The organism is Dickeya sp. ws52, from assembly GCF_007210685.1.
Classification (GTDB): domain Bacteria; phylum Pseudomonadota; class Gammaproteobacteria; order Enterobacterales; family Enterobacteriaceae; genus Dickeya; species Dickeya chrysanthemi.
Genome location: NZ_SZVX01000027.1, coordinates 24,379 through 43,408, shown reverse-complemented (window position 1 = coordinate 43,408; position 19,030 = coordinate 24,379). Strand labels below are relative to the sequence as shown.

Here is a 19,030-nt window from a genome sequence, read left to right as displayed (position 1 = left end):
TTGCTGTCGGAAATCGGGACGCAGGTGCTGGATATCGCGTCGACGGAAGGGGCGATAAACGCGACGAAGGCGGCGAGCGCGCGGCTGGCGGCGGCCCCGGCGGAAGCGCGGCAGGCGAAGGCGGCGGAGCTGGCGAAGGCCACGCCGGACAAGGGGGTAACGGCGGAGGCGGTGACGCAGGCGCTGTACCAGGAGTACTACAACGCGTCGCTGAACGACTCGGTGTATCGGACGGGCGGGCCGGTACGTCAGGGTATCCAGGCGGCGGTGGCGGCGCTGCAGGGTGTGCTGGCGGGGAATGTGGCGCAGGCGTTGACGGGGGCGGCGGCACCGTATGTGGCGGAGGAAATCCACCGTCAGACGACGGATGCGGCGGGCAACACGAACGTGATGGCGAACACGCTGGCGCACGCGTTGCTGGGTGCGGTGGTGGCGCAGGCGGGCGGGAACAATGCGCTGGCGGGGGCGGCGGGAGAGGCGGGCGGCGAGCTGGCGGCGCGAGCGCTGATGGAGGGGCTGTACCCGGGCAGGAAGGCGTCGGAGCTGAACGAGGAGCAGAGGCAACTGCTGAGTACGCTGTCGACGATAGCGGGCGGTCTGGCGGCAGGCGTGGTGGGCAACAGCGGCACGGATGCGGTGCAGGGCGCACAGTCGGCGCAGGTGGCGACCGAGAATAACTTCCTCAATTCGAAAAACGTTCTGGATATGAATAAAGAACTTGAGGAAGCTGATAAAACGGGTGCTGACAAACTTGCGATTTATGAAAAATATGCAGAAATCAGCAAGAATAACCGTGAAGAAGCTGTTGCTGAAAGTTGTTCTGGTAATCCGTTATGTGCTTATGGCGCTTTGTCCGAGGCTGATGCGGGTTCAGATATTGCGAACAGTCTGAACAGGCTACCAATATTCTCTGGACTGAGCAGTGATGATCGGGCGCAGCTTGATCGCTTTGTTTTAGCAGAAAATGAAGACAGCGCCAGAGCAATTTATCAGGCGATGCCGGACTATGTGAAGGCTGCGCTAAACGCGAAAGAAGCAGTCGATGTGCTGGGAGTTGGTGCAGCGGTTGGAGGCAAAGCATTATCGGCTTTTGGTGTTGTTGGTAAAGCAAGTAAACAGCCTTATGAGCCTAATAAAGGTGCAGTTGGTAATATGGGAGAATTTTTTAAACAACCTGGGTTTGGCGAGACAGCTAAAGATAACTCACAGAAAACCAGTCAAATATTCCAAGGACAAAGTGTCTATCAAGCTAAAAAACCTGTTGGGGATTATATTGTTAAGGGTGAAAAATATTACCTTGATGGAGCACATAAGAACCATGTTGAAGTATTTGATAGTTCAGGGAAAGCTAAAGTTGTTCTGAATCTTGATAGGTCTTATAATGAATCAAAAACAAAAACTTCGATTAAAGAAGGGCGGAGGTTGCCAAAATGAAAAATAATTCTATCTTTGAGAGTATAAAAGGAAGTTTTATTTCTATTTTGGAGGAAAAACCCTCTTCACCTGTAGATAAAAACGAGTTATTTATTGATTACAGTGCTGCGTTGGATGACAGGTTTGAGAAGTATTTAGATCTGTTGCGGGCTCAAGAAATGTTACTGACTTTAGCTAAAAATCGAGGTGATGAGTTCGCAATGCAGTCTGCTCTATTGAGACTAAGAACTCATGCGATGAGCCTATCTAGTTTCTTTAATGCCATTGTAGAAGATGCAGAAATTATTCTTCGGTTAGAGACATGGCCAGAATTACCAGAAGGATACAAATTGCCTGAATACTACAATGTTCCTGACTGAAAAATAAAATATTCTGGAATTTTTGCCGAGATTTAACTTTTAAGCCCCAAAAATCCTTTCACCGTTGCAACTGGGTAACACTGGGTGCAGCGGCCTCTTGTTGTTCCTCAGGGACGGTGGCTCGACTTCTTCTCTTAACCGCATAGAGCTGTTTATCAAACTAAACTGTGGGACAGGAAATGTTTTGTGGCCACCGCCAGTGGGCGATACCCTGACACCCCACAGCTAAAATAAAAACCCCCGATTAGTCGGCAAAATAAAAATGAAATGTCGGGTTCACAAGTAAAACGGCTTGTAAAAGATATGAAAGCAAATGGCTTTGATGTCAATGAACCTGTCGATGTTGCTATCGTAAATGGTAAAGCAATTATTATTGATGGCCATCATAGAGCTGAAGCATCAGTAAAAGCTGGAATTAAAAATATACCGGTTAGAATACACGAGGTTACGAAAGAACAAGGTGATCAAATTTTACGTGAAGCTGCTGAGGCAAGGGTAAGGTATTGATATGATGAACGAGAGGGAAATTATCAGGTTTATCAGTCTTCAAGAGATGTTAATGAAGGCTTTCTTTATCTCTTATCCAAGCTTAAAGGACTTTGATTTCTTGCTGGACTTCCCGAAGAAAGGGACTGTTTTTGTTAATGATGATGAGTGGGGATTTGTTAAACATGGTAGAGGTATTAAGTTTTTAATAAGCAACGATCAGAAGGAGATGGTGGTCGATATTAACAATGTCAAAAATACAAAGTTGATAGATATATGGCGTTTATCTCAATATTTTTCATCATATAATGATCATGAAATAAAGAGAGTGTTAGATGGAATGGTTCAGGCCGGGATTTTACAAAAAATATCAGAAAAGCAATATGAGTTAATATGATTAGGTAGTCAAAGGATCCTGGCCCTGTGTCGGGATCGTCATTTTTACCGGTTATATCCTGAGTGATCTTAGGGTGTGTCCCGTAACTATTTTTTGTACAGTTCAGCATTGCTACAACTGTGCAAAAAAACGCTTTTAAGCTATACAGAATGACCAGAAGAGATGGATGTTTAACCAAAAATCACATCTCGGAAATGATTCTTGCAACACTTTTTAGCGTGTAGGGAGGTTAAGGGACAGACCCTAGCCGGCAACAGCGGCACGGATGCGGTGCAGCAGCGGCTGTGGGTGAAGTTGGTTCGGGCACGGGTACACCACCACCGCCAGAAAATGATCCTAAACAGCAAGATACCGATAAGTCCGTTCAAGACCTGAAAGTGCTATTCGGAAAATTGATAACGCCATAAAGAATGGATTAAAAGATCATGATATTGCTAGGACTATCAAAGATATGGATGGGAATCCTATTCCAAAAAAGAATGGGGGGAGCTGGGACCATATGCAGGAAATGCAAAATACCCTCAGAGGGTTAAGAAATAATGCCGAGACTCTGAAAGTAGCCATCAATAAAATTGAATCAGCTTTGAAAGGGCATGGGATATGATTACTTTTCGTAAACTGATTGGTGATATTAATAAAAATCAAGAATCAGACCAACAATCTCCACTTGAGGTATGGTTTGAAAGTGTCCTTGATGTGCCCATTGATAGTTTAGCTGTGGAAGATCTTTGTCGTGCTATTCGTCAGAAGGTATGCATCGAACAGTTGATGCCAAGAGTGCTGGCTGTTTTGACAGAGGATCCGTTGGCCGGTGAATATTATGATGGCGAGCTTATAGCTTCTCTATCGACACTAGGGAACGGTGATCTGAAAAATTCAAAAGATGTATTTTTTGAAATAAAAAAAATTATTAATAAAATTGATACATCGGATCTTGATAGTGAACTGAAAAGTGACGTTTTAAAGATTAGCAAATAAACCCATAATTGGAATCCCGGCCCTCGTGTGGCGGGATCGTTTTTTACCGCTAATAAATTTGGGTGCCACCTAAATCACCAGTTGCGCGCTCAAAGGCGACGATAGAAAGATCCGAAATGATGAATGCTTTAAGGCAATATCAAGAATGGGCTAGCCATGTTATTGGTGAAAGCCTGATAGGCGTGAGAGGGTTGATCTACGTTTTTGAAACGCCTGACTTTGAACATCCTCAGCAATTACAGTTTATTTTTTCCAATACTGAGAGCATAACCAGTTTCAGGTGCGGTAAGGATGGTTCAACCCTAGAGATAACAGACTTTCCTGTTCAGGGGAATGATCTTGGAGAATATGGAAAAGAAGTAATTATGGATGTTTCAGATTCAACATTGTTTGTTGATTATATTGGAAAATCCCTATTGAAAGTTTATTCGATATTTTCTTCGATAGAGGATTCCTGTATAGGAATTAAGCTGGTTTTTGAAAGTGGTTTTAGTTTGATTGTTGTAAATGTTGGTGATGAACTAAATATTAGTGACTCTTTATCATCATCATATGAACACGATGAAGGTATTAAATATCAATAGTTATAAATGATACCGATCCCGGCTCCCGCGCCGGGATCGGCATTTTTACCGGTTAGATCCTCAGCTCCGCCTCAATCACCAGCCGCCCACGCTCGACGGCAGCAAAATGGGGAAGCTGCCACCTGTTCCGCCACGCGATGGCCACGCAAATACTGGAGAACGGGGCGGACCTGCGGTGGATACAGGCGATGCTGGGCCATGCGAGCGTGGAGAGCACGCAAATCTACACGCAGGTGAGCATCCGTGCGTTGCAGGCGGTTCATGCGAGTACCCATCCGGCGGAGCAGTCGGACAGTGATGAAACCGGGCTGCTGGCTGACCTGATGGTGGATGATGACGCGCATCAGGACGAAGGGGTTGACGGCGCAGCAAAGGAAGAAAATACTAACAGATAGTAATAGATATTATCCTGTGGGGTTGGAGGCAATGATGGCAACCAGTATCGCGTTAAGTCCGTACTTCGAGCAGTTTATCCGTGAACAAATCGACAGCGGGCGTTACAACAATGTCAGCGAAGTGGTCCGCGCCGGGCTGCGGGCGCTGGAAGAGCGGGAGCAGCAGATGAAGCTGGATGCGCTGCGGGCGGCGGTAGAGCTGGGCGTGAACAGCGGGCCGGGCAAGGAGGCGCAGGCGGTGTTCGGTCGTCTGACGGAGAAATACCGCCGGATGGCGGAAGGTGAGCAGCCGGAATGAACGTGAGCATATCGCCGCTGGCTGAGCAGGATATCGAGGCGATATCGAAGGGACCCTGTCGGATCCCTTCGATACGCTAATGGTTAGTTTGCCAGTGGTGCTTCCGGGCGAAGACCCAGCCAGCCGGGTGTCGGGTCGCCTTTTGCTTCCCCTACATACAGGCTCATTTGCGCACGGAAACGCTCAACAGCGCCGCGGTCAGACATAAAATCGGCGAAAGCCTGCGGACGTGTATTGCTGTATTCCCAGATACGTTTGTAACCAGCGGGCGGTGCCACATCGGTACGTACCGACCACATGCGTGAAACCTGGGTTTGTGTTTGAGGGTCCAACAGCCAGCTCAGGTACAGCTTGGCGCTTTCCGGGTGTTTGGCTTGTTTGAAAATGGCGGCGCGCTGTGCCCAGGAAACAAACGGATCAGATTTCGGCAGTACAAAGCGGGTTACTGAACCGGCTGCCGGAACCAGTGCGCCGGAGCTGGTGAATGTCGCGCTGTATTTGCCGGTGGCAATCTGAGCACCGGGAACGTTGGTGCCGCGTACGTAGACGGGGTCCTGTTCCTGCAATTTTTCCACAAATTCCCAGCCGTATTTGTCCACGATCTGTTTGTACCAGAACAGCACCGCGTCATCGTCGTTCGGGTAAGCCAGAATCAGGTTGCCTTTTAAGTCAGGGCGCAGATAGTCGTTTGCTTCTCGCGGCCAGGATTTTTCATCCAGCACTTGGGTGTTGACCAAATTGCTGAATGCGATGACATACGCGCCGATCCAGGCACCGTCTGCATCACGAAATTCCGGGTAAACTTTGTCCCAGCCTACGGGTTTGTAATTCAGTAATACGCCTTGTTTTTTCCAGCGCGGGAAATCTTGCACCGTTTGCAACTGTACGACATCCGGAATCAGGGTGTCGGTTGCCAGTTGGTTGTCGATACGTGCATCGTGGTATTTGCTGTAATCGACAATCACATTCAGTTTGATGCCGGGAAAACGGTTCTCAAATGCCTGTTTGAAGCCGGTTTGCTGTGACTGCACGTCGCCGCCGGCATAAACGGTGAGCGTACCGCCTTCCTTCAATGCGCTCTGATAAATTTCATCCAACGAACGGGTGTCCGGTGCGACGGCCGCCTGACTTTGCCAGCTACTGATACCGGCCATCATGGTCAGCATGAGTGCAGTTTTTTTCAGGTACTTCCCAGTGTATTGCATCGTAGTCTCCTTGACTGGGGGATAACAATCCGTGCCGGCGCGACATGAACAAGTAAGTTGAACGACGGCAACGGTGTGATTGGCAAACTCTGCTTAATAGTGGGTATTCCCTTGCTCCATAAGGGAATTGAGCATCGAGTGTATCGAATTGAAGATAAACGGAAAGGAAGAAAAAATGAATGAAATGGTTAAAATCATTGAATGATTGATGGCAGGGGTTTGCGCTTTTCAAACCATTTTTTCTGGAATTAAATGAGGTTTGTGTGGGATTGAACTGACGTTAATGTTCATTTTTTCTAATTATTTTCCATTGGTTAATGTAATGGCCTGATTGGGTTGGAAGGAGATATGGATCACAGACAAAGGGGAAACGCCCTGATTGTCAGGGCGCAAAATAAGGTCAGGCGGCGGTATTGACCAGATTACCTTGTGACGAAAACGAAGCCAGCGAAGACGAAAAACGTTGCAGGAAAGACGATAGCGATGTGCTGCTGCTGTCGCCGCCCAACGCTGTGACCATAGCGCTGAAGGCGCTCTGCAATGCGCTCAGTTGGCTGCTGGAAACCGAACTGCTGGTCGTCGAATCGGAAGAAAGGGCGCTAATCAGCGAGGACAGGTCATTCTTCATCGGGTTGTCGGATAACGATGACGAATTGGACGAAGCGCCGATGCTGTGCAACGTATCCATCAACGTGTGCAGAAAGGTCGCCACGGCTTCTTTCGCGGTGTCCGATGTGCTGTCTGTTGAGGAGACCGATGACGTTGTTGAACTGCTTGCACCGGTTCCCGACGTGCTGCTGGCGCCCAGAGTGATACCTATCGAAGATAATGCAGTCGTTAGGGCCGCAAATAGACCTCCTTCTTTGTCATCGTCTGGTTTACGGTAAGGGAGCGCCGTAACGGCGGAAGAGGAGGCGGAACTGACGCCGGAAACCGGCCAGACGGAACTGTATAATCCCGAATAGTTGGAGGAAATGGACATGACCATAATATTTCTCCTTGTAATATTCGCCAGAAAATTCACTGTTGCTGCCGTAAAAGGAATATACGGCGCTGTATAGGTATATATACCCGTCATACTTCACGTTGCAGGCTCATTGAGCCTTGCCCCAAAAGGCCAACGCGTTTTGTCCTGCAACTCGAATTATTTAGGGTATAGAATAATTAAAATTATTTCTCTATCGGGCTGGGAGCCGGTCTGCGGCACCATCATTCTGAAAAATTCAATTGAACGAAAAGGCGGTGTTTTATTTATCTTTAAATGGGATGGGAGATAATTAAGCGTAATCACCGTAAGGAAAAAGAAAATAAAATAGCATGGCGTTCATAAATTGAAATAAATAACGCCGAAAGTAAGGAGGGCGTAAATTTATTACCAGTAAATCATAAATGGCGAAAAACGAAGAACGACATTCGCGTCGGATGCGGCCTATTCAGGCAACAGGCGTCCGACGGTAAGGTTTAGAGTTCGAAGCCGGGCGCGACCTCTTTCACCGGTTTGCGGCAGGCGGCGGGTAACGCAGACTTCGGAAGCTGGGCGGAACAGTCCGGCGTAAAGGGATTGAGTGACTCCCGGTTAAGGTAGATCAGCCATAACAGCAGAATCAGCAGGACGGTGCGCAGGCGTTTTCTTTTTTTCATGATTGGCGTTTTTTCATGATCATGGGGTGGATATTGACGACGGCTATCAGGTTACTGGAGCGATGTTCGGCTGTCTCGCTTTGCAAACTTTTGTCATCGTCGTGCGGGCATCAACGTACGGCGGGGAACTGAAGGCACCGTGTTGCCACTCAGAGCTGGGCGTTATTTGCCATATTCTGAGGGGAATCGACATTATGAGCCGTATTGATAATCGTATCGGCCTGTGGCCCGGTACCGGACCTGCCGCACCGTTAACCACGCCGGAGCAGGCGCCATTGCCGTCCGAAACAAAAGGGCGTGCTGTCGAGTTTGGCAGCCCAACACCATCCGCTACGTCATCGCCGGTGGCTCCCGTTTCATCCATTGCGCCGGCGAAAGTGGAGAGCGCCCATGCCGCGCCGACCGCGACACCACTGGCAGCGCAACAAGCTGCTGCGATGCTGGACCGGTCTCACTACAGCGATGCGCGCGCTCTGGAACAATGGATGCCGCTGGTAAGTTCATTGCCGAAACAGGAGCAGGAGGCGGCGGCGAAAGCGTTGAACCGGCCGCTTGCCGCTGCCAGGATGTTGAAAGCCGGCGGTGCGGAGGCGGAGGTGGCGATGGTGTACCTGCGGGCTAATCCGGCGTTGATGACCGCGCTGGATACCGGTAAAGATGGCGGGAAAGCCGATGGATATATCTCCCGGCGGGATATCGGCGCATTCATCAAAAATATGACTCGCAGCGCTCAGAGCGCGCAACGGAGCCTGGATGATTATCGGCAGGCGCACCCACAAGCCGATGCGCGCTCATTGCGACTGGTCGAGAGCTCTGCCTTGCTGTTGGCGAATGAGCCGCTGCTGCGTGCGGCCGACCTGAGTCATTCGGCGGCTAATGCCGCGCCGCAAGGCGTTTCCTCTCTTTCCCGGCCGGGCGATATGGCGGCGTTGGCTAACGGCAATCCGCTGTTGTCGCCCGCTTTGCAAAATGCGGCCCGGTTGTGGTCGCATCCGGGATTATTCGGCATGTTGGAACATGCGGATGTTAAAGGAGAAAAGCTGGCGCGGGTGGCGCATGACGGCAAATTATCGGCCGGCGATATCAAAAGTTGGATAGCGGATCAGGCACCGGCGGATAACGCACAGGCGACGGCCTTGTTTCACGATGCCGCCGCGCTGGGGTTGGCCAGCCAAACCGATATCAGCCGCCTGAATGACGATGTGTTTGCGCACCCTCAGCGTTATAGCGGGGCGCAAAAGGCGGCCACATTGGTCAAATTGCAGCAAACGCTGGAGCAGGTGACGGCAGGGCGAAAGTATCGCAATACCGATGAAACCGAACAGGCGTTGAATGCGCGAATCGGCCAGCTACAGCAAGACGCCGATGTGGTGCGGCATTTTGAACAGTCGGTGCCGGCGGAGTCGTTACGGTTACAGTGGTCTGACCCGCAACTGGCGCCGTTGGCGCAGCGCGATGACAGTGGCTCGTCGGTGAGGTCTGCCGCCGCCGGTTCCGCCGGGGAGCGGGCAGTTACGCCACGTCAACCGGGCGAGGGGCAACTGGTGGGGCAAATGGAGCGCCGATTGATGGATGTCGCCAAATCGTCACTGCATATTACCGATCTCAGTAAAACGGCAGGCGGCAGGACGGCAATCGGCCTGGCCGGCAAGGTCGGAGCGGCGGTCGCCGGCAAGGTGGTGGGTGCAATTGCGGGAGAGGCCGCCGGCGCGGCGGCGGCTTCCGCGGTCGGCGCAGCCGCCGGGCCGGTGGGATGGGCGGTCAGCGGCGCGCTCAGTATCGGGATGGGAATTGCCGAATTGGTCAATTTCTTCAAGGCGAAGAGCAAGCTCAAACACCGTCGGGCGGATTTCGCCAATACCGTCAATCCCACCCTGACGCAGTTTAATATTCCCAAGCCGCGTTGATTATCCGGTGTCTATACCCAAAATAATTCGAGTCACGCAGCCAACACACCGGCAACGTGAAGTATGACGGGTCTATAACGGGCGGCATCACCACGCCAGCCGGTTACCGGCGTAGTCGACGAAGTGGTGCCCGCCTTTACCCTGATAACGTGCGATTTGTTGCAGCAGGCCGCTGACGCTGGTTTCCACCGTCAGCGGTGCGTTGCCGCCGCCGAGATCGGTCTGTACCCAACCGGGATGCAATGACAACAGCGTTACCTGCCGGTCGGATACGGCATCGCTCAGGCTGCGTGTCAGCATGTTCAGCGCTGCCTTGCTGGCGGCATAGAAGGGCAGTTCCGCGTGGGGATTCTCCGTCAGGCTGCCTAGCCGCGAGGTCATGAACGCGAGAGTAGCGTGCTGAGCCAGACAAGGCCGCAACGCCGAGGCCAGCGCGATCGGCGCCAGCGTGTTGGTGATAAACAGCGGCATCAATTGCTCTGGGTCGATCGCCGTTGGGTCTTGATGTTCCGGTCCATACACCCCTGCATTAATCAACACCAGATCAAAGCGTTCTTGCGCCAGCGACTGACCAAAAGCGGCGCGTTGGGCGGCGTCATTAATATCTAACGCCAGCCAACGTATCGGCAGGCTATCGGTGGCGGCGGAAGGGGCGCGACGGGTGGCGGTCACCTTCCAGCCGTGTTGGTGCAGTGCCGTAGCCATGCCCAATCCCAGCCCGCGAGAGGCACCGATGATCAACGCGCGTTGTCCTGAATCCATAATGATGACCTCCTGAATGGTCTGGTTACGATGGGAACGCGGTGGCTCAACCGCGTGAGGTTGGCCGAATGGGCGATTCTACGTGTTGCGGATGTGGCGTCACAAGGTGAAACGAGCCCTGGGCGGTGCAGGCATAAAAAAAGCCAGCGCTTGGCGCTGGCGTGTAAAGTCAATGCATAGGTGAATCATAACGCATTGCGTTGCTGCTGCAGGGCGATCAGGTGGTCGGCTATCTGGCGAATCACCCAAAACGCGGTTTGCCCCACGTCGCTGTTCATTTCCGGGTCCAGTGACGTATCGACGCTTTTCAAAAAGTCGGCTTCCAGCGAGTCGACAAAGGTATCGAAGTCAAACCGGCCGCTGCGCGGCAGCTCTTTCTGGCTCAGCACCAGATTGAGACGCCGGGTCACCATCTGGATGGCCTGCTCAAACGCCTGACGCTGTGTCGGCGTAATGTACCCGCCCCGGTCGACCAGATCGGTCCAGCGGGTAGGGGTATCGGTATCATGCTCGGTCATGGTGCGCTCCCTGTCAGCTTACTTGCAGGTTGGTGGATTTAGGAACTTTGTAGTGATTGTTAACGTTATCCAGATTGGCATTGTTAACTTTCACGTTCAGCCCTTCACTGTCGCTTTTCACAAACGAGAACTTACCGTTCTGCGCATCGATGTTGCTCAGGTTGAGATTCCAGTTACCCTGCTGGCCGCCGTTGGTGCGGACGAAGGTCCCGAAGTCTTTCGCCTTGAAGTTATCGACGTTGAAGTTGGCATCCGCGTTCAACTGGAATATTTTGTCGGAAGCACCCTGGGCGCTGCTGTTGGTGATAGAGACGTTAGCCGGTTTACCGGTGTTGCTCTTCACCGTCAACGCGTCTTCACCGACGTTAGTCCAGTGTACGTTATCGATTTTGGCATCACCGTGCAGATGGATACCATCAGCCGCGTTATTGCCGAAAATCACGTTCTTGACGGAACCGCCGTCGGCCACTTCAAACAGCGGTTTTTGTCCTTCTTTCTGGCCGCCGTCACCTAATGCCGGGCCGGCAACGTAGGTTTTGCCTTTACCGTCAAAGACTTCACCCGGCCCGACTTTGATCGGTTCATTGACTACAATCGCATTGGCATTATCCGCCGCGGGGAAGGATACCGGGCCAGACTTACCGGCGCTGCCGGTTGATGCCGTGCCGCTATCGCCGGTTGCGCTCGTTGCATTGCCGCCGCCCACTGATGAAGCCGCGCCGCCACCACCTACAGACGGAGAGGCACCGCCACCAGCGCCACCACCCACAGACGGAGAGGCACCGCCACCAGCGCCGCCGCCCACAGACGGAGAAGCACCGCCACCGGCGCCGCCGCCCACAGACGGAGAAGCACCGCCACCGGCGCCACCACCCACAGACGGAGAAGCACCGCCACCGGCGCCACCACCCACAGACGGAGAAGCACCGCCACCAGCGCCGCCGCCCACAGACGGAGAAGCACCGCCACCGGCGCCACCGCCCACAGACGGTGTCGAGCTGCCGCCGCTATTATTGCCTGCGCCGTCCTGCGGTTGACCGAACTGATTTTTCTGGTTTTCCATCAGCATCGCGACCAGCGCCAACAGAATTTTCAGCAGCGGGTTGTCACCGATCTGGCCGCCGCCATCTTGTGCCGGGGAGATGCCATTGCTGAGCGCGCTTTCACCGGTATCCTGCAACAATGATTTGCTCAGATCTTCCAGGCCGGAAGTGCCACCAGCCCCTTGGGCGCCACCGGCTCCCTGCGCGCCGGAAAGCCCGCCGTTGCCGCCTACGCCGCCGTTACCGCCCATGCCGCCGTTGCCTTGCAGACCCTGACCACCCTGCGACCCATCTTTCGGCATCAGTATATCCAGCAATTTGGTGAGCAGGTCACCCAGGCCATTCTGGCCCTGTCCGCCACCCAGCCCCTGACTGTTGCCTAAACCGCCGCCTTGTGCGCCACCGGCGCTGCCGGCGCCATTATCGCCACCGAGCGCGCCGTTGCTGCGCTCTAATGGGTTGCTGCCATTTCCTTGTGCACCGCCGTTGCCCAGTAGCGACGTTAGAATGACTGCCAGTGCTTCCAGTAACTTCCCTTCCTGCGATGTTTTATTGCCGGAAAGCCCGTTACTGCCCAGTCCGTTATTGCTGGTGCGGTCTGCACCGCCAACACCGCCCAGCCCGCCCTGCAGGCCCGCGCTGGGGATGCTCAGTGTAATGCTGATATCAGCCATAATTTGCCTCTTTTGCCCAAAGATGAGATGCCGTTCCCGAAACAGGCGGACAACGTTGTCCACCATCAGGTGAGTGCGAAATGCGCCTGATGAGTTCCATCAGCGGAACAACAATCAGGCGCGTGGTTAAACGGTTAAAAGGTGTTTGTCGCCAGCTCGCCGCCTGGTTCGGCCGGTGTCAGGCCGGGTTGCGCGCCGCCTTTGCCGTCCGTCAGCTCGCTGGCGTTATTACTGGTTCCGGCCGGTGCGACGCCGCCGATTTCAGGTGCCGCTCCGCTGAGTACGGGGGCAACACCGCCGCCAGCGGAAGGCGTGCCGGCGGCGTTGCCTGTACTGGGTGCGCCGCCGGAAATCGGTGCCGCACCACCGGAGCCATTGCCGCCGCCGGAGCCGCCCTGCGGCTGGCCGAACTGGCCTTTCTGGCTTTCCATCAGCAACGCCACCAGCGCCAGCAGGATCTTCAACAGCGGGTTGTCGCTAATCTGGCCGCCGCCGTCCTGCGTTGGGGATATCCCATTGCCGAGACTGTTTTCGCCGGTATCCTGTAACAGCGATTTGCTGAGATCCTCAAGCCCGCCAGTTCCTCCCGCCCCGCCAGCCCCACCGGCGCCGCCCGCACCCTGTGCACCGGACGCGCCGCCGCCTGCACCGTCCAGCCCGTTGCTTTGCAACCCCTGGCCGCCCTGCGCGCCGTCTTTCGGTATCAACAGATCCAGCAACTTGGTCAGAATGTCGGTCAGACCGTTCTGGCCCTGACCGCCGCCGGCACCGCCGAGTCCATCGCCCAGACCGCCGTTCAGACCATTACTCACACCGCTACCGGCGCCATCGCCCAACCCGTTTCCGGCACCGTTGCTATGGCCGGTGCCCGGTGTGTTGCCCATTCCTCCACCGCCGAGGGCATCGGTAGTGCGCCCCAACGGATTATTGTCGCCGCCCTGACCGCCGTTGTTGTTCAGCAGATTGGGCAGCAGTGCGGTCAACACTACCGCTAATGCTTCCAGTAGCTGGTTTTCCTGCGAGGTTGATTTCTTGCCGGAAAGTCCATTATTGCCCAGACCGTTATTCAGATTGTCTGCGCCGCCAACGCCTCCCAGTCCGCCATTCAGACCAGCGCTGGGAATACTGAGCGTGATGTTGATATCAGCCATAGTTCGCCTCTTTTCATCAGGATGTGGGTGCCCGTTATCGAAAACGTGCGAGTGTCAGCACGGCAAATGCCTGCTGTTTGCTGAGTGAGCAATTGTGTGACGGCGGTTCCGTGCCGCAGTGGTTTGTTCCGACAGTAATAGGGCGTTGGAGGACGGGAACCGGCGACGACGTCAGTCCACTCAACACAGACATCACCCCAAGTTCAATCCAGCAATCCAGCACACGGGAGAAAGCCAATGTTGGGCATTAATCATATTCAGCGACAGCAGTCGCTGTCGGATATACAAAACACTGCCCCCCAGGTCAGCCATGCGCTGACGCAGGGCAGCACATCGGTACCCGGACAGTCCGCTTCCGCTTCGCTGCAACGGGAAGGTATGCACGCCGGAATGACGCCGGTCAGCCAGCAACCTTCGTTACCTAAAGATGAAGGTTCGCAGAGCGGGCGCCCCGCCACGCTGAAGGACATGAAAGGGACGGTTGAGCACGCGCTGACGCAAACGGCGGAGAAACCGTCTGCAATGAATGCCGCCGCGGCAAAAGACATGATCTCGCTGGATAAAAAAGGCCATCTCGAATTGAGCGAGGGGGTGTCCGATCACCAGAAAACTTTATTGTCACAGACATTAGGCAAGAACAACCTGCCGTTTGTGGCGCATCAGGCCGCTGAAGACGGTAGCCAACACCTGTTGATGGATAAAAGCGGTCGGGTGTTCAGTCTGCAGCAGTCCGGCGACGGCATGGTGGCGCTGCATTCCAGTACGCCGACGCAGGCGAATAAAGCGGCTGAGGCGTTGTCGGGCAAGAATCAGGCCAGTTATACATTATCGATGGACGATACCCATGTGCGGGCGTCCGTCGTCAATCACAGCGGCGTCAATACCATCAACCTGCCGCAGCCCGGTCAGGCCGTACAATCGCTGCTGACCGGGGTACATACCGACTCTTCTCACGGTAATGAAAAGCTGAGGATTCATGACAAAGCGCTTTACAGCCTGAATGCCGATCAGGTGTGGGAGAAGAAAAGCGATACGCCGCATAGCCAACTGGCGGGTCAGGCGGATGGCAAACTGTATGCCGTGAAAGACGATAAGACGCTGGCTAACCTGTCGGCGGGGCACGAGTCGGCACCGTTTGCCGACAAAATCAAATCGTTCTCGGCCAATGCGCAGGGCAATGTGGCGGTATTGACGGAAAAAGAGAACAACACCGCCCAGATCCACCTGTTACCCAAAGCCGACGCGCCGGCAGACCAACATAAAACGCTCAACCTGAAGCTTGACGGCAATGTCGCGTTGGCGCGCGGTAGTGAGCAGGTCAACGCTAAGGCTGTTGGGCTGGATGGCGATCGGTTGTTTGTCGCCGATGACGAAGGCAAGGTCTTTGCCGGGAAGTTGCCCTCGGGTGACGACAATACCGTGAAGCTGGAACCGTATCACAGCCCGGCGCTGAACGCCGCGTTTGGTGATAATCACAAGGTACAAGGGTTTGTCGCGGGCGATGGCGGCGCCATGAATGCGCAGGTCAACGATGCCACCGGGCAGAAACATCTGGCGCCGCTGGCCGACGGCGGCAAACCGGGAGAAACCGAAGGGTTCAAACCAGGCTGGAACTTGAGCGATGCGTTAATCGTCGACAATAAAGCCGGATTAACCAAGCTGGAACCGTTAGCGCATGAAGCGATGGACATGGGGCGGCTTGGCACCATGGCGCTGCATGACGACAAAATTCACTACCTTGACAGTACTACCCAGAGCTGGACCAAAACCGACGTGGGCGCCAGCCAGTTGAAACGCGGTCTGGATAATCAGGCGTATGTGCTCGATGAAGGGCAGGTGAAAAAGCTGTCCATCAACCAAAAGGCCGACAGCGTCACCCACGGCGATAGCAACGTGTTTGCCGTCACGCAGGGGCGCAATTCGCCATCGGCGGGCGACCCTTTGCCGGGGCTGGAGAAAAACAGCGGTACAAACGCGCTGGCGGTGGTGGATGGCAACAAGTTCGTTACCGCCAACGATAAAGGTGAACTGCTGCTGCACCTCAATAAACCCGGCCTGGCGCGGGCGGCGATGCCGCCTCAGCCGTTACCGACCGCCGGGTTGAGCGGCGAGGTAAAAGATCTGGCGTTGGATAAAGATCAAAACCTGTTTGCGCTTAATAAGGACGGACAGCTGTTCAAGCTGGATAAGCAGGCGTTACAGGGTAACGCCGAAGCACGTACCGGCGCCCAGTGGCAACCGGTCACCTTGCCGGACGATGTCAAAGCGGAACACTTGTCCACCAGTAAAAATCACGAACCGGTGATCGCCGGCGAAGGGCATCAACTGCACCAGTTGTCGCAAGGGGGCTGGAAAGCGACCGAATCGGCGGTGGGGACGGCGAACAACGAGCCACGCGCCGCCGCCGCCACCTATGATCGACTGGCCGGCGCCACCTATGCGAAGCATATTCCGCTAACCAACCTTACCGGTAAAGTCGAGTCGCAGGTGTTGGGTTACTCCGGCATGGAAGGCCGTAAGCTGAATAGCGGTTTTATGGATCGTATGGGCGCGTATGGCAAAGAAACGGTAAAGGAGATGGCGAAAAGCACGGTCGAAAGCCGGCAACACTACCTCAAGGGGCATGAAGGTCTATCGTCGGTGTATGACTCGCAGGATACCATGTTCAAGAATCTTGAGCGGGCGGTGTCGTCTCATACCTGGAGCCCGAAACGCGACGATCTGCAAAGCCGACTGGAGAAGCTCGACCTGGGCGAGGCCGGTAAACCGTTATTGGCTGAATTGAAGTCATTCCAGAACGACCTGGAGATGAGTGCCGCCAAATCCGCAACTTTGTTGGGCAAGCATCAGGGCGTGCTGAAAAACAGCGGTGAGGTGGATGATAAGTTCAAGCCTTCCGTCTTAAAACCGGTGGTTCAGTCAATGAACCCGTTCCGCTCCGGTAAAGATTTGAGTGTGGCGTTATCGACGATAATGAACGCCGCGCCGTTATCCAAAGACAGCAAGGCCGGTGAGTTGCTGAATACCTTTGTGGATAAGAAAGTCGATATGAGCTACCAGAGCGAGAAGGTGGCGACCGGGCCACGCCGCGATCTTAATGACGCGATGGCGTTGACCAAATCGCGACTGGCGTTGGATGTCATGACGGCCGGTGACTTGCACGGCGTTGTCGACAAGCTGGAAGCGTTGTCCGGCAAACAACCCACCGCCGATGATCTCAAACCGATTCAGGCGGCGTTAAGTGAACTGCGTGACCATAAATACGGCGGCAACGACGTGAAAAAGGTCACGGATATGGGCTTCACCCGTTTTGGCTCGCTGGAAGCGGATTACGATGCGGTAAAAACCTTTACTCAGGCATTCAGTAATGAGAAAAGCGCCGTCAACCTGACGTCGCGTACTTCGCTGGAGGCGACAGACAAAGCGGAACTGGCGAACAAGCTGAAAGACAACATCTTGTCGCTGGATAACGGCGAAAGTCTGGCGGTTAACCGTAACTATAATGCGGGGGCCAGCACAGCTTATGTGCCGAAACAAGCCAGGGTTATGCTCAATGCCACCCCTTTCCCGGTTATTCCCAGCGGCGGACTCACCGGCGATCGCGCCTATAGCCTGACGTTCAGCCGCAGCGACAACGGTATTGACGTCAACTTTGGGCGCAACGGCGGGTTGAACGCCAAAGCCGGGGTGGCGACCGGTCAGTCGCCCAATGATGCGAAGAAAAATTTTGATTTCGACGATAAAAAACACACGTTGGCGCTAGACGCGCGCTTTGGCGGCAGCGTTACCGCCGGGGTGGGGACCGTGCAGCAAAACGGTCTGAAGTTCACGCTGAGTGAAAAAGAGCTGCCCGGTTTTATCGATAACCTGATTGAAGGCAAGGTGAACCCGCTTGATCTGGTGAGCAAGGGGAATGATCACCGGGTTAAAGAAGGGTTCTCGATTAAATTTGATGTGGACGCCGCACTGACGGCCGATGCCCGCGCCGAGGTCAATCTGGCGGATAAACCCAGCGCTGAGCAAAGAGGCAAAGTAGCGACCTCCGCAGGCCGACTTTCCCTCGGTTTAGGCGCCGGAGCGAACCTGATGTCCGCCAGCCATGAGCACAGCACGGTGCGCGGGGAGTTTACCGAGCAGAATGCCACTACCAATAACCGGGTGCGCTTCATGAACCAGGTGAACGTGGGGGCGAATGCCACCGCCTTTGCCGGCATAACCCGACCCGATCCGAATGGTTCGTGGACGGCGCCGCTATCAAGCAACGCGTCCTTCACCATGACGGTGGATACCAAAACCAACCACAGCATCAGTATGCAGCTCAAAGCCGCGCAACCACTGGAAGGTCGCGACATGGATAGCCTGTTGTCGTCTCTGGAGAAAAAATTCACCGATCCGGAAACCCAGCAGGTGCTGAAAGGGGTGAAAGAGCTGACGGATACCGGCGAAAAGCTGGCCATCCTGAATAAGCATTTCGAGGCGAAAACTCCGGCCGATGATGGGCAATACGGGGCGATAAGGGATCTGCTGGCCAAAACGCGGCAGCATGGAGCGGCGGAAAAGCAGGGCGTGACGTTGGATAGCGCCAGCTACAGCACCAGTTACGCCAACCTGTCCAAACTGGACAGCAACGGCATTTTCCATGCGTTGCGCAAGCTGGTCAGCGACAACCTGCCGCCGACCAACGCCGAGCGTATTCACGGCTTCATGGAGGAAAACCCGGCGCTGAAAGCCGTGGTGCAAGAAATGCAGTCGCTGACCAACGCCACCGCCGGCGTCAGTCTGGAGCTGAAAGATGAGGTGAAGGCGAAAGTCGAACAAGGTATTCAAAACAACACGATGGGTAAGGATGACATCGCGGCGATCTTCCGTGACAGCAACAACCTGCGTATTAAGTCAGTCGATTTCACCCAGACGGTGAAAAACAAGGAAGGTCTGGCGTTCCCGCTGCCGATTGTCAGCGCGGGCAGCAGTGCGGACGTCAGCATGACCAAACTGCTGGGCAAGATTAATTTCAGCTACGGTCAGAACCAGGATAGCCCGAGCAGCTTTAGCCTGGAAGGGGCTATCGCCAAGGCTAAACCAGAGGTATCTCAGGCGGTCAATCAGATGCATCAGCATGGCATCACGCTTGAGAAATCCTGATAAAGCAACGGCATATGTGGAAACGGAACGACGAATATTTATCGATTCATTAAAGG

The 19,030-nt window shown here is 54.3% G+C and carries 16 protein-coding genes and 2 pseudogenes; 11 read left to right on the top strand and 7 right to left on the bottom strand.

The genetic code is table 11. From position 1 onward, the window contains the following. The 9 genes and pseudogenes from FDP13_RS21875 to FDP13_RS19815 all read left to right on the top strand — a co-directional run. A partial coding sequence (locus tag FDP13_RS21875) for a VENN motif pre-toxin domain-containing protein (RefSeq protein ID WP_234424447.1) occupies positions 1-1,434 on the top strand: 1,434 nt, incomplete at its 5' end. Next, positions 1,431-1,793 (top strand): hypothetical protein, encoded by a 363-nt coding sequence (locus tag FDP13_RS19855; protein WP_033577903.1) that lies wholly within the window; start codon positions 1,431-1,433, stop codon positions 1,791-1,793. The genes FDP13_RS21875 and FDP13_RS19855, both read left to right, overlap by 4 nt. 243 nt (positions 1,794-2,036) lie before the next feature. Next, the gene (locus FDP13_RS19850) at positions 2,037-2,300 is read left to right on the top strand and encodes a ParB/RepB/Spo0J family partition protein (protein ID WP_255582707.1); all 264 of its coding nucleotides are present in this window, start codon (positions 2,037-2,039) and stop codon (positions 2,298-2,300) included. A gap of 1 nt (position 2,301) precedes the next feature. Next, positions 2,302-2,676, top strand: coding sequence for a hypothetical protein (locus FDP13_RS19845; RefSeq protein WP_033577901.1), 375 nt, complete (start codon positions 2,302-2,304; stop codon positions 2,674-2,676). Between the two features lie 284 nt (positions 2,677-2,960). Beyond that, positions 2,961-3,280: pseudogene (locus FDP13_RS22020) on the top strand (polymorphic toxin type 28 domain-containing protein); the annotation flags it as partial. Further along, positions 3,277-3,654, top strand: a complete 378-nt coding sequence (locus FDP13_RS19830) for a contact-dependent growth inhibition system immunity protein (protein ID WP_033577900.1) — start codon at positions 3,277-3,279, stop codon at positions 3,652-3,654. The pseudogene FDP13_RS22020 and the gene FDP13_RS19830, both read left to right, overlap by 4 nt. A gap of 116 nt (positions 3,655-3,770) precedes the next feature. After that, positions 3,771-4,238, top strand: coding sequence for a hypothetical protein (locus FDP13_RS19825; protein WP_033577899.1), 468 nt, complete (start codon positions 3,771-3,773; stop codon positions 4,236-4,238). A 104-nt stretch (positions 4,239-4,342) separates the two neighbouring features. Continuing rightward, positions 4,343-4,633, top strand: a pseudogene (locus FDP13_RS19820) (tyrosine-type recombinase/integrase); the annotation flags it as partial. Between the two features lie 34 nt (positions 4,634-4,667). Continuing rightward, on the top strand, positions 4,668-4,931 hold the full coding sequence (locus FDP13_RS19815; RefSeq protein ID WP_033577905.1) for a type II toxin-antitoxin system ParD family antitoxin: 264 nt from the start codon (positions 4,668-4,670) through the stop codon (positions 4,929-4,931). Between the two features lie 83 nt (positions 4,932-5,014). Here the strand turns inward: FDP13_RS19815 and FDP13_RS19810 are convergent, their stop codons facing one another. The 3 genes from FDP13_RS19810 to FDP13_RS19800 form a co-directional block, all read right to left on the bottom strand. Further along, positions 5,015-6,136: an ABC transporter substrate-binding protein gene (locus tag FDP13_RS19810; protein ID WP_012769725.1), complete on the bottom strand. Its 1,122-nt coding sequence runs from the start codon at positions 6,134-6,136 to the stop codon at positions 5,015-5,017. A gap of 400 nt (positions 6,137-6,536) precedes the next feature. After that, positions 6,537-7,124 (bottom strand): hypothetical protein, encoded by a 588-nt coding sequence (locus tag FDP13_RS19805; protein ID WP_033577897.1) that lies wholly within the window; start codon positions 7,122-7,124, stop codon positions 6,537-6,539. A gap of 473 nt (positions 7,125-7,597) precedes the next feature. Continuing rightward, the gene (locus FDP13_RS19800) at positions 7,598-7,777 is read right to left on the bottom strand and encodes a hypothetical protein (RefSeq protein ID WP_012769728.1); all 180 of its coding nucleotides are present in this window, start codon (positions 7,775-7,777) and stop codon (positions 7,598-7,600) included. Between the two features lie 194 nt (positions 7,778-7,971). Between FDP13_RS19800 and FDP13_RS19795 the strand changes: the two genes are divergently transcribed. Next, a complete protein-coding gene (locus tag FDP13_RS19795; RefSeq protein ID WP_234424446.1) occupies positions 7,972-9,684 on the top strand; it encodes a type III effector HrpK domain-containing protein in 1,713 nt (570 codons plus the stop codon). Between the two features lie 87 nt (positions 9,685-9,771). Here the strand turns inward: FDP13_RS19795 and FDP13_RS19790 are convergent, their stop codons facing one another. From FDP13_RS19790 to FDP13_RS21715, 4 genes are all read right to left on the bottom strand, one after another. Beyond that, positions 9,772-10,446, bottom strand: coding sequence for an SDR family oxidoreductase (locus tag FDP13_RS19790; RefSeq protein ID WP_012769730.1), 675 nt, complete (start codon positions 10,444-10,446; stop codon positions 9,772-9,774). Between the two features lie 185 nt (positions 10,447-10,631). Beyond that, the gene (locus FDP13_RS19785; protein ID WP_027711998.1) at positions 10,632-10,964 is read right to left on the bottom strand and encodes a hypothetical protein; all 333 of its coding nucleotides are present in this window, start codon (positions 10,962-10,964) and stop codon (positions 10,632-10,634) included. Positions 10,965-10,977: 13 nt separating this feature from the next. Beyond that, positions 10,978-12,681 carry a pectate lyase gene (locus tag FDP13_RS19780; RefSeq protein WP_143840235.1) on the bottom strand — a complete coding sequence of 568 codons (1,704 nt, stop codon included), beginning with the start codon at positions 12,679-12,681 and terminating at the stop codon, positions 10,978-10,980. A 134-nt stretch (positions 12,682-12,815) separates the two neighbouring features. Further along, positions 12,816-13,832: a type III effector protein gene (locus FDP13_RS21715; protein ID WP_199886361.1), complete on the bottom strand. Its 1,017-nt coding sequence runs from the start codon at positions 13,830-13,832 to the stop codon at positions 12,816-12,818. A 237-nt stretch (positions 13,833-14,069) separates the two neighbouring features. Between FDP13_RS21715 and FDP13_RS19770 the strand changes: the two genes are divergently transcribed. After that, positions 14,070-18,974, top strand: a complete 4,905-nt coding sequence (locus FDP13_RS19770) for an AvrE-family type 3 secretion system effector (protein WP_143840234.1) — start codon at positions 14,070-14,072, stop codon at positions 18,972-18,974. The last annotated feature ends 56 nt before the right edge of the window (positions 18,975-19,030 follow it).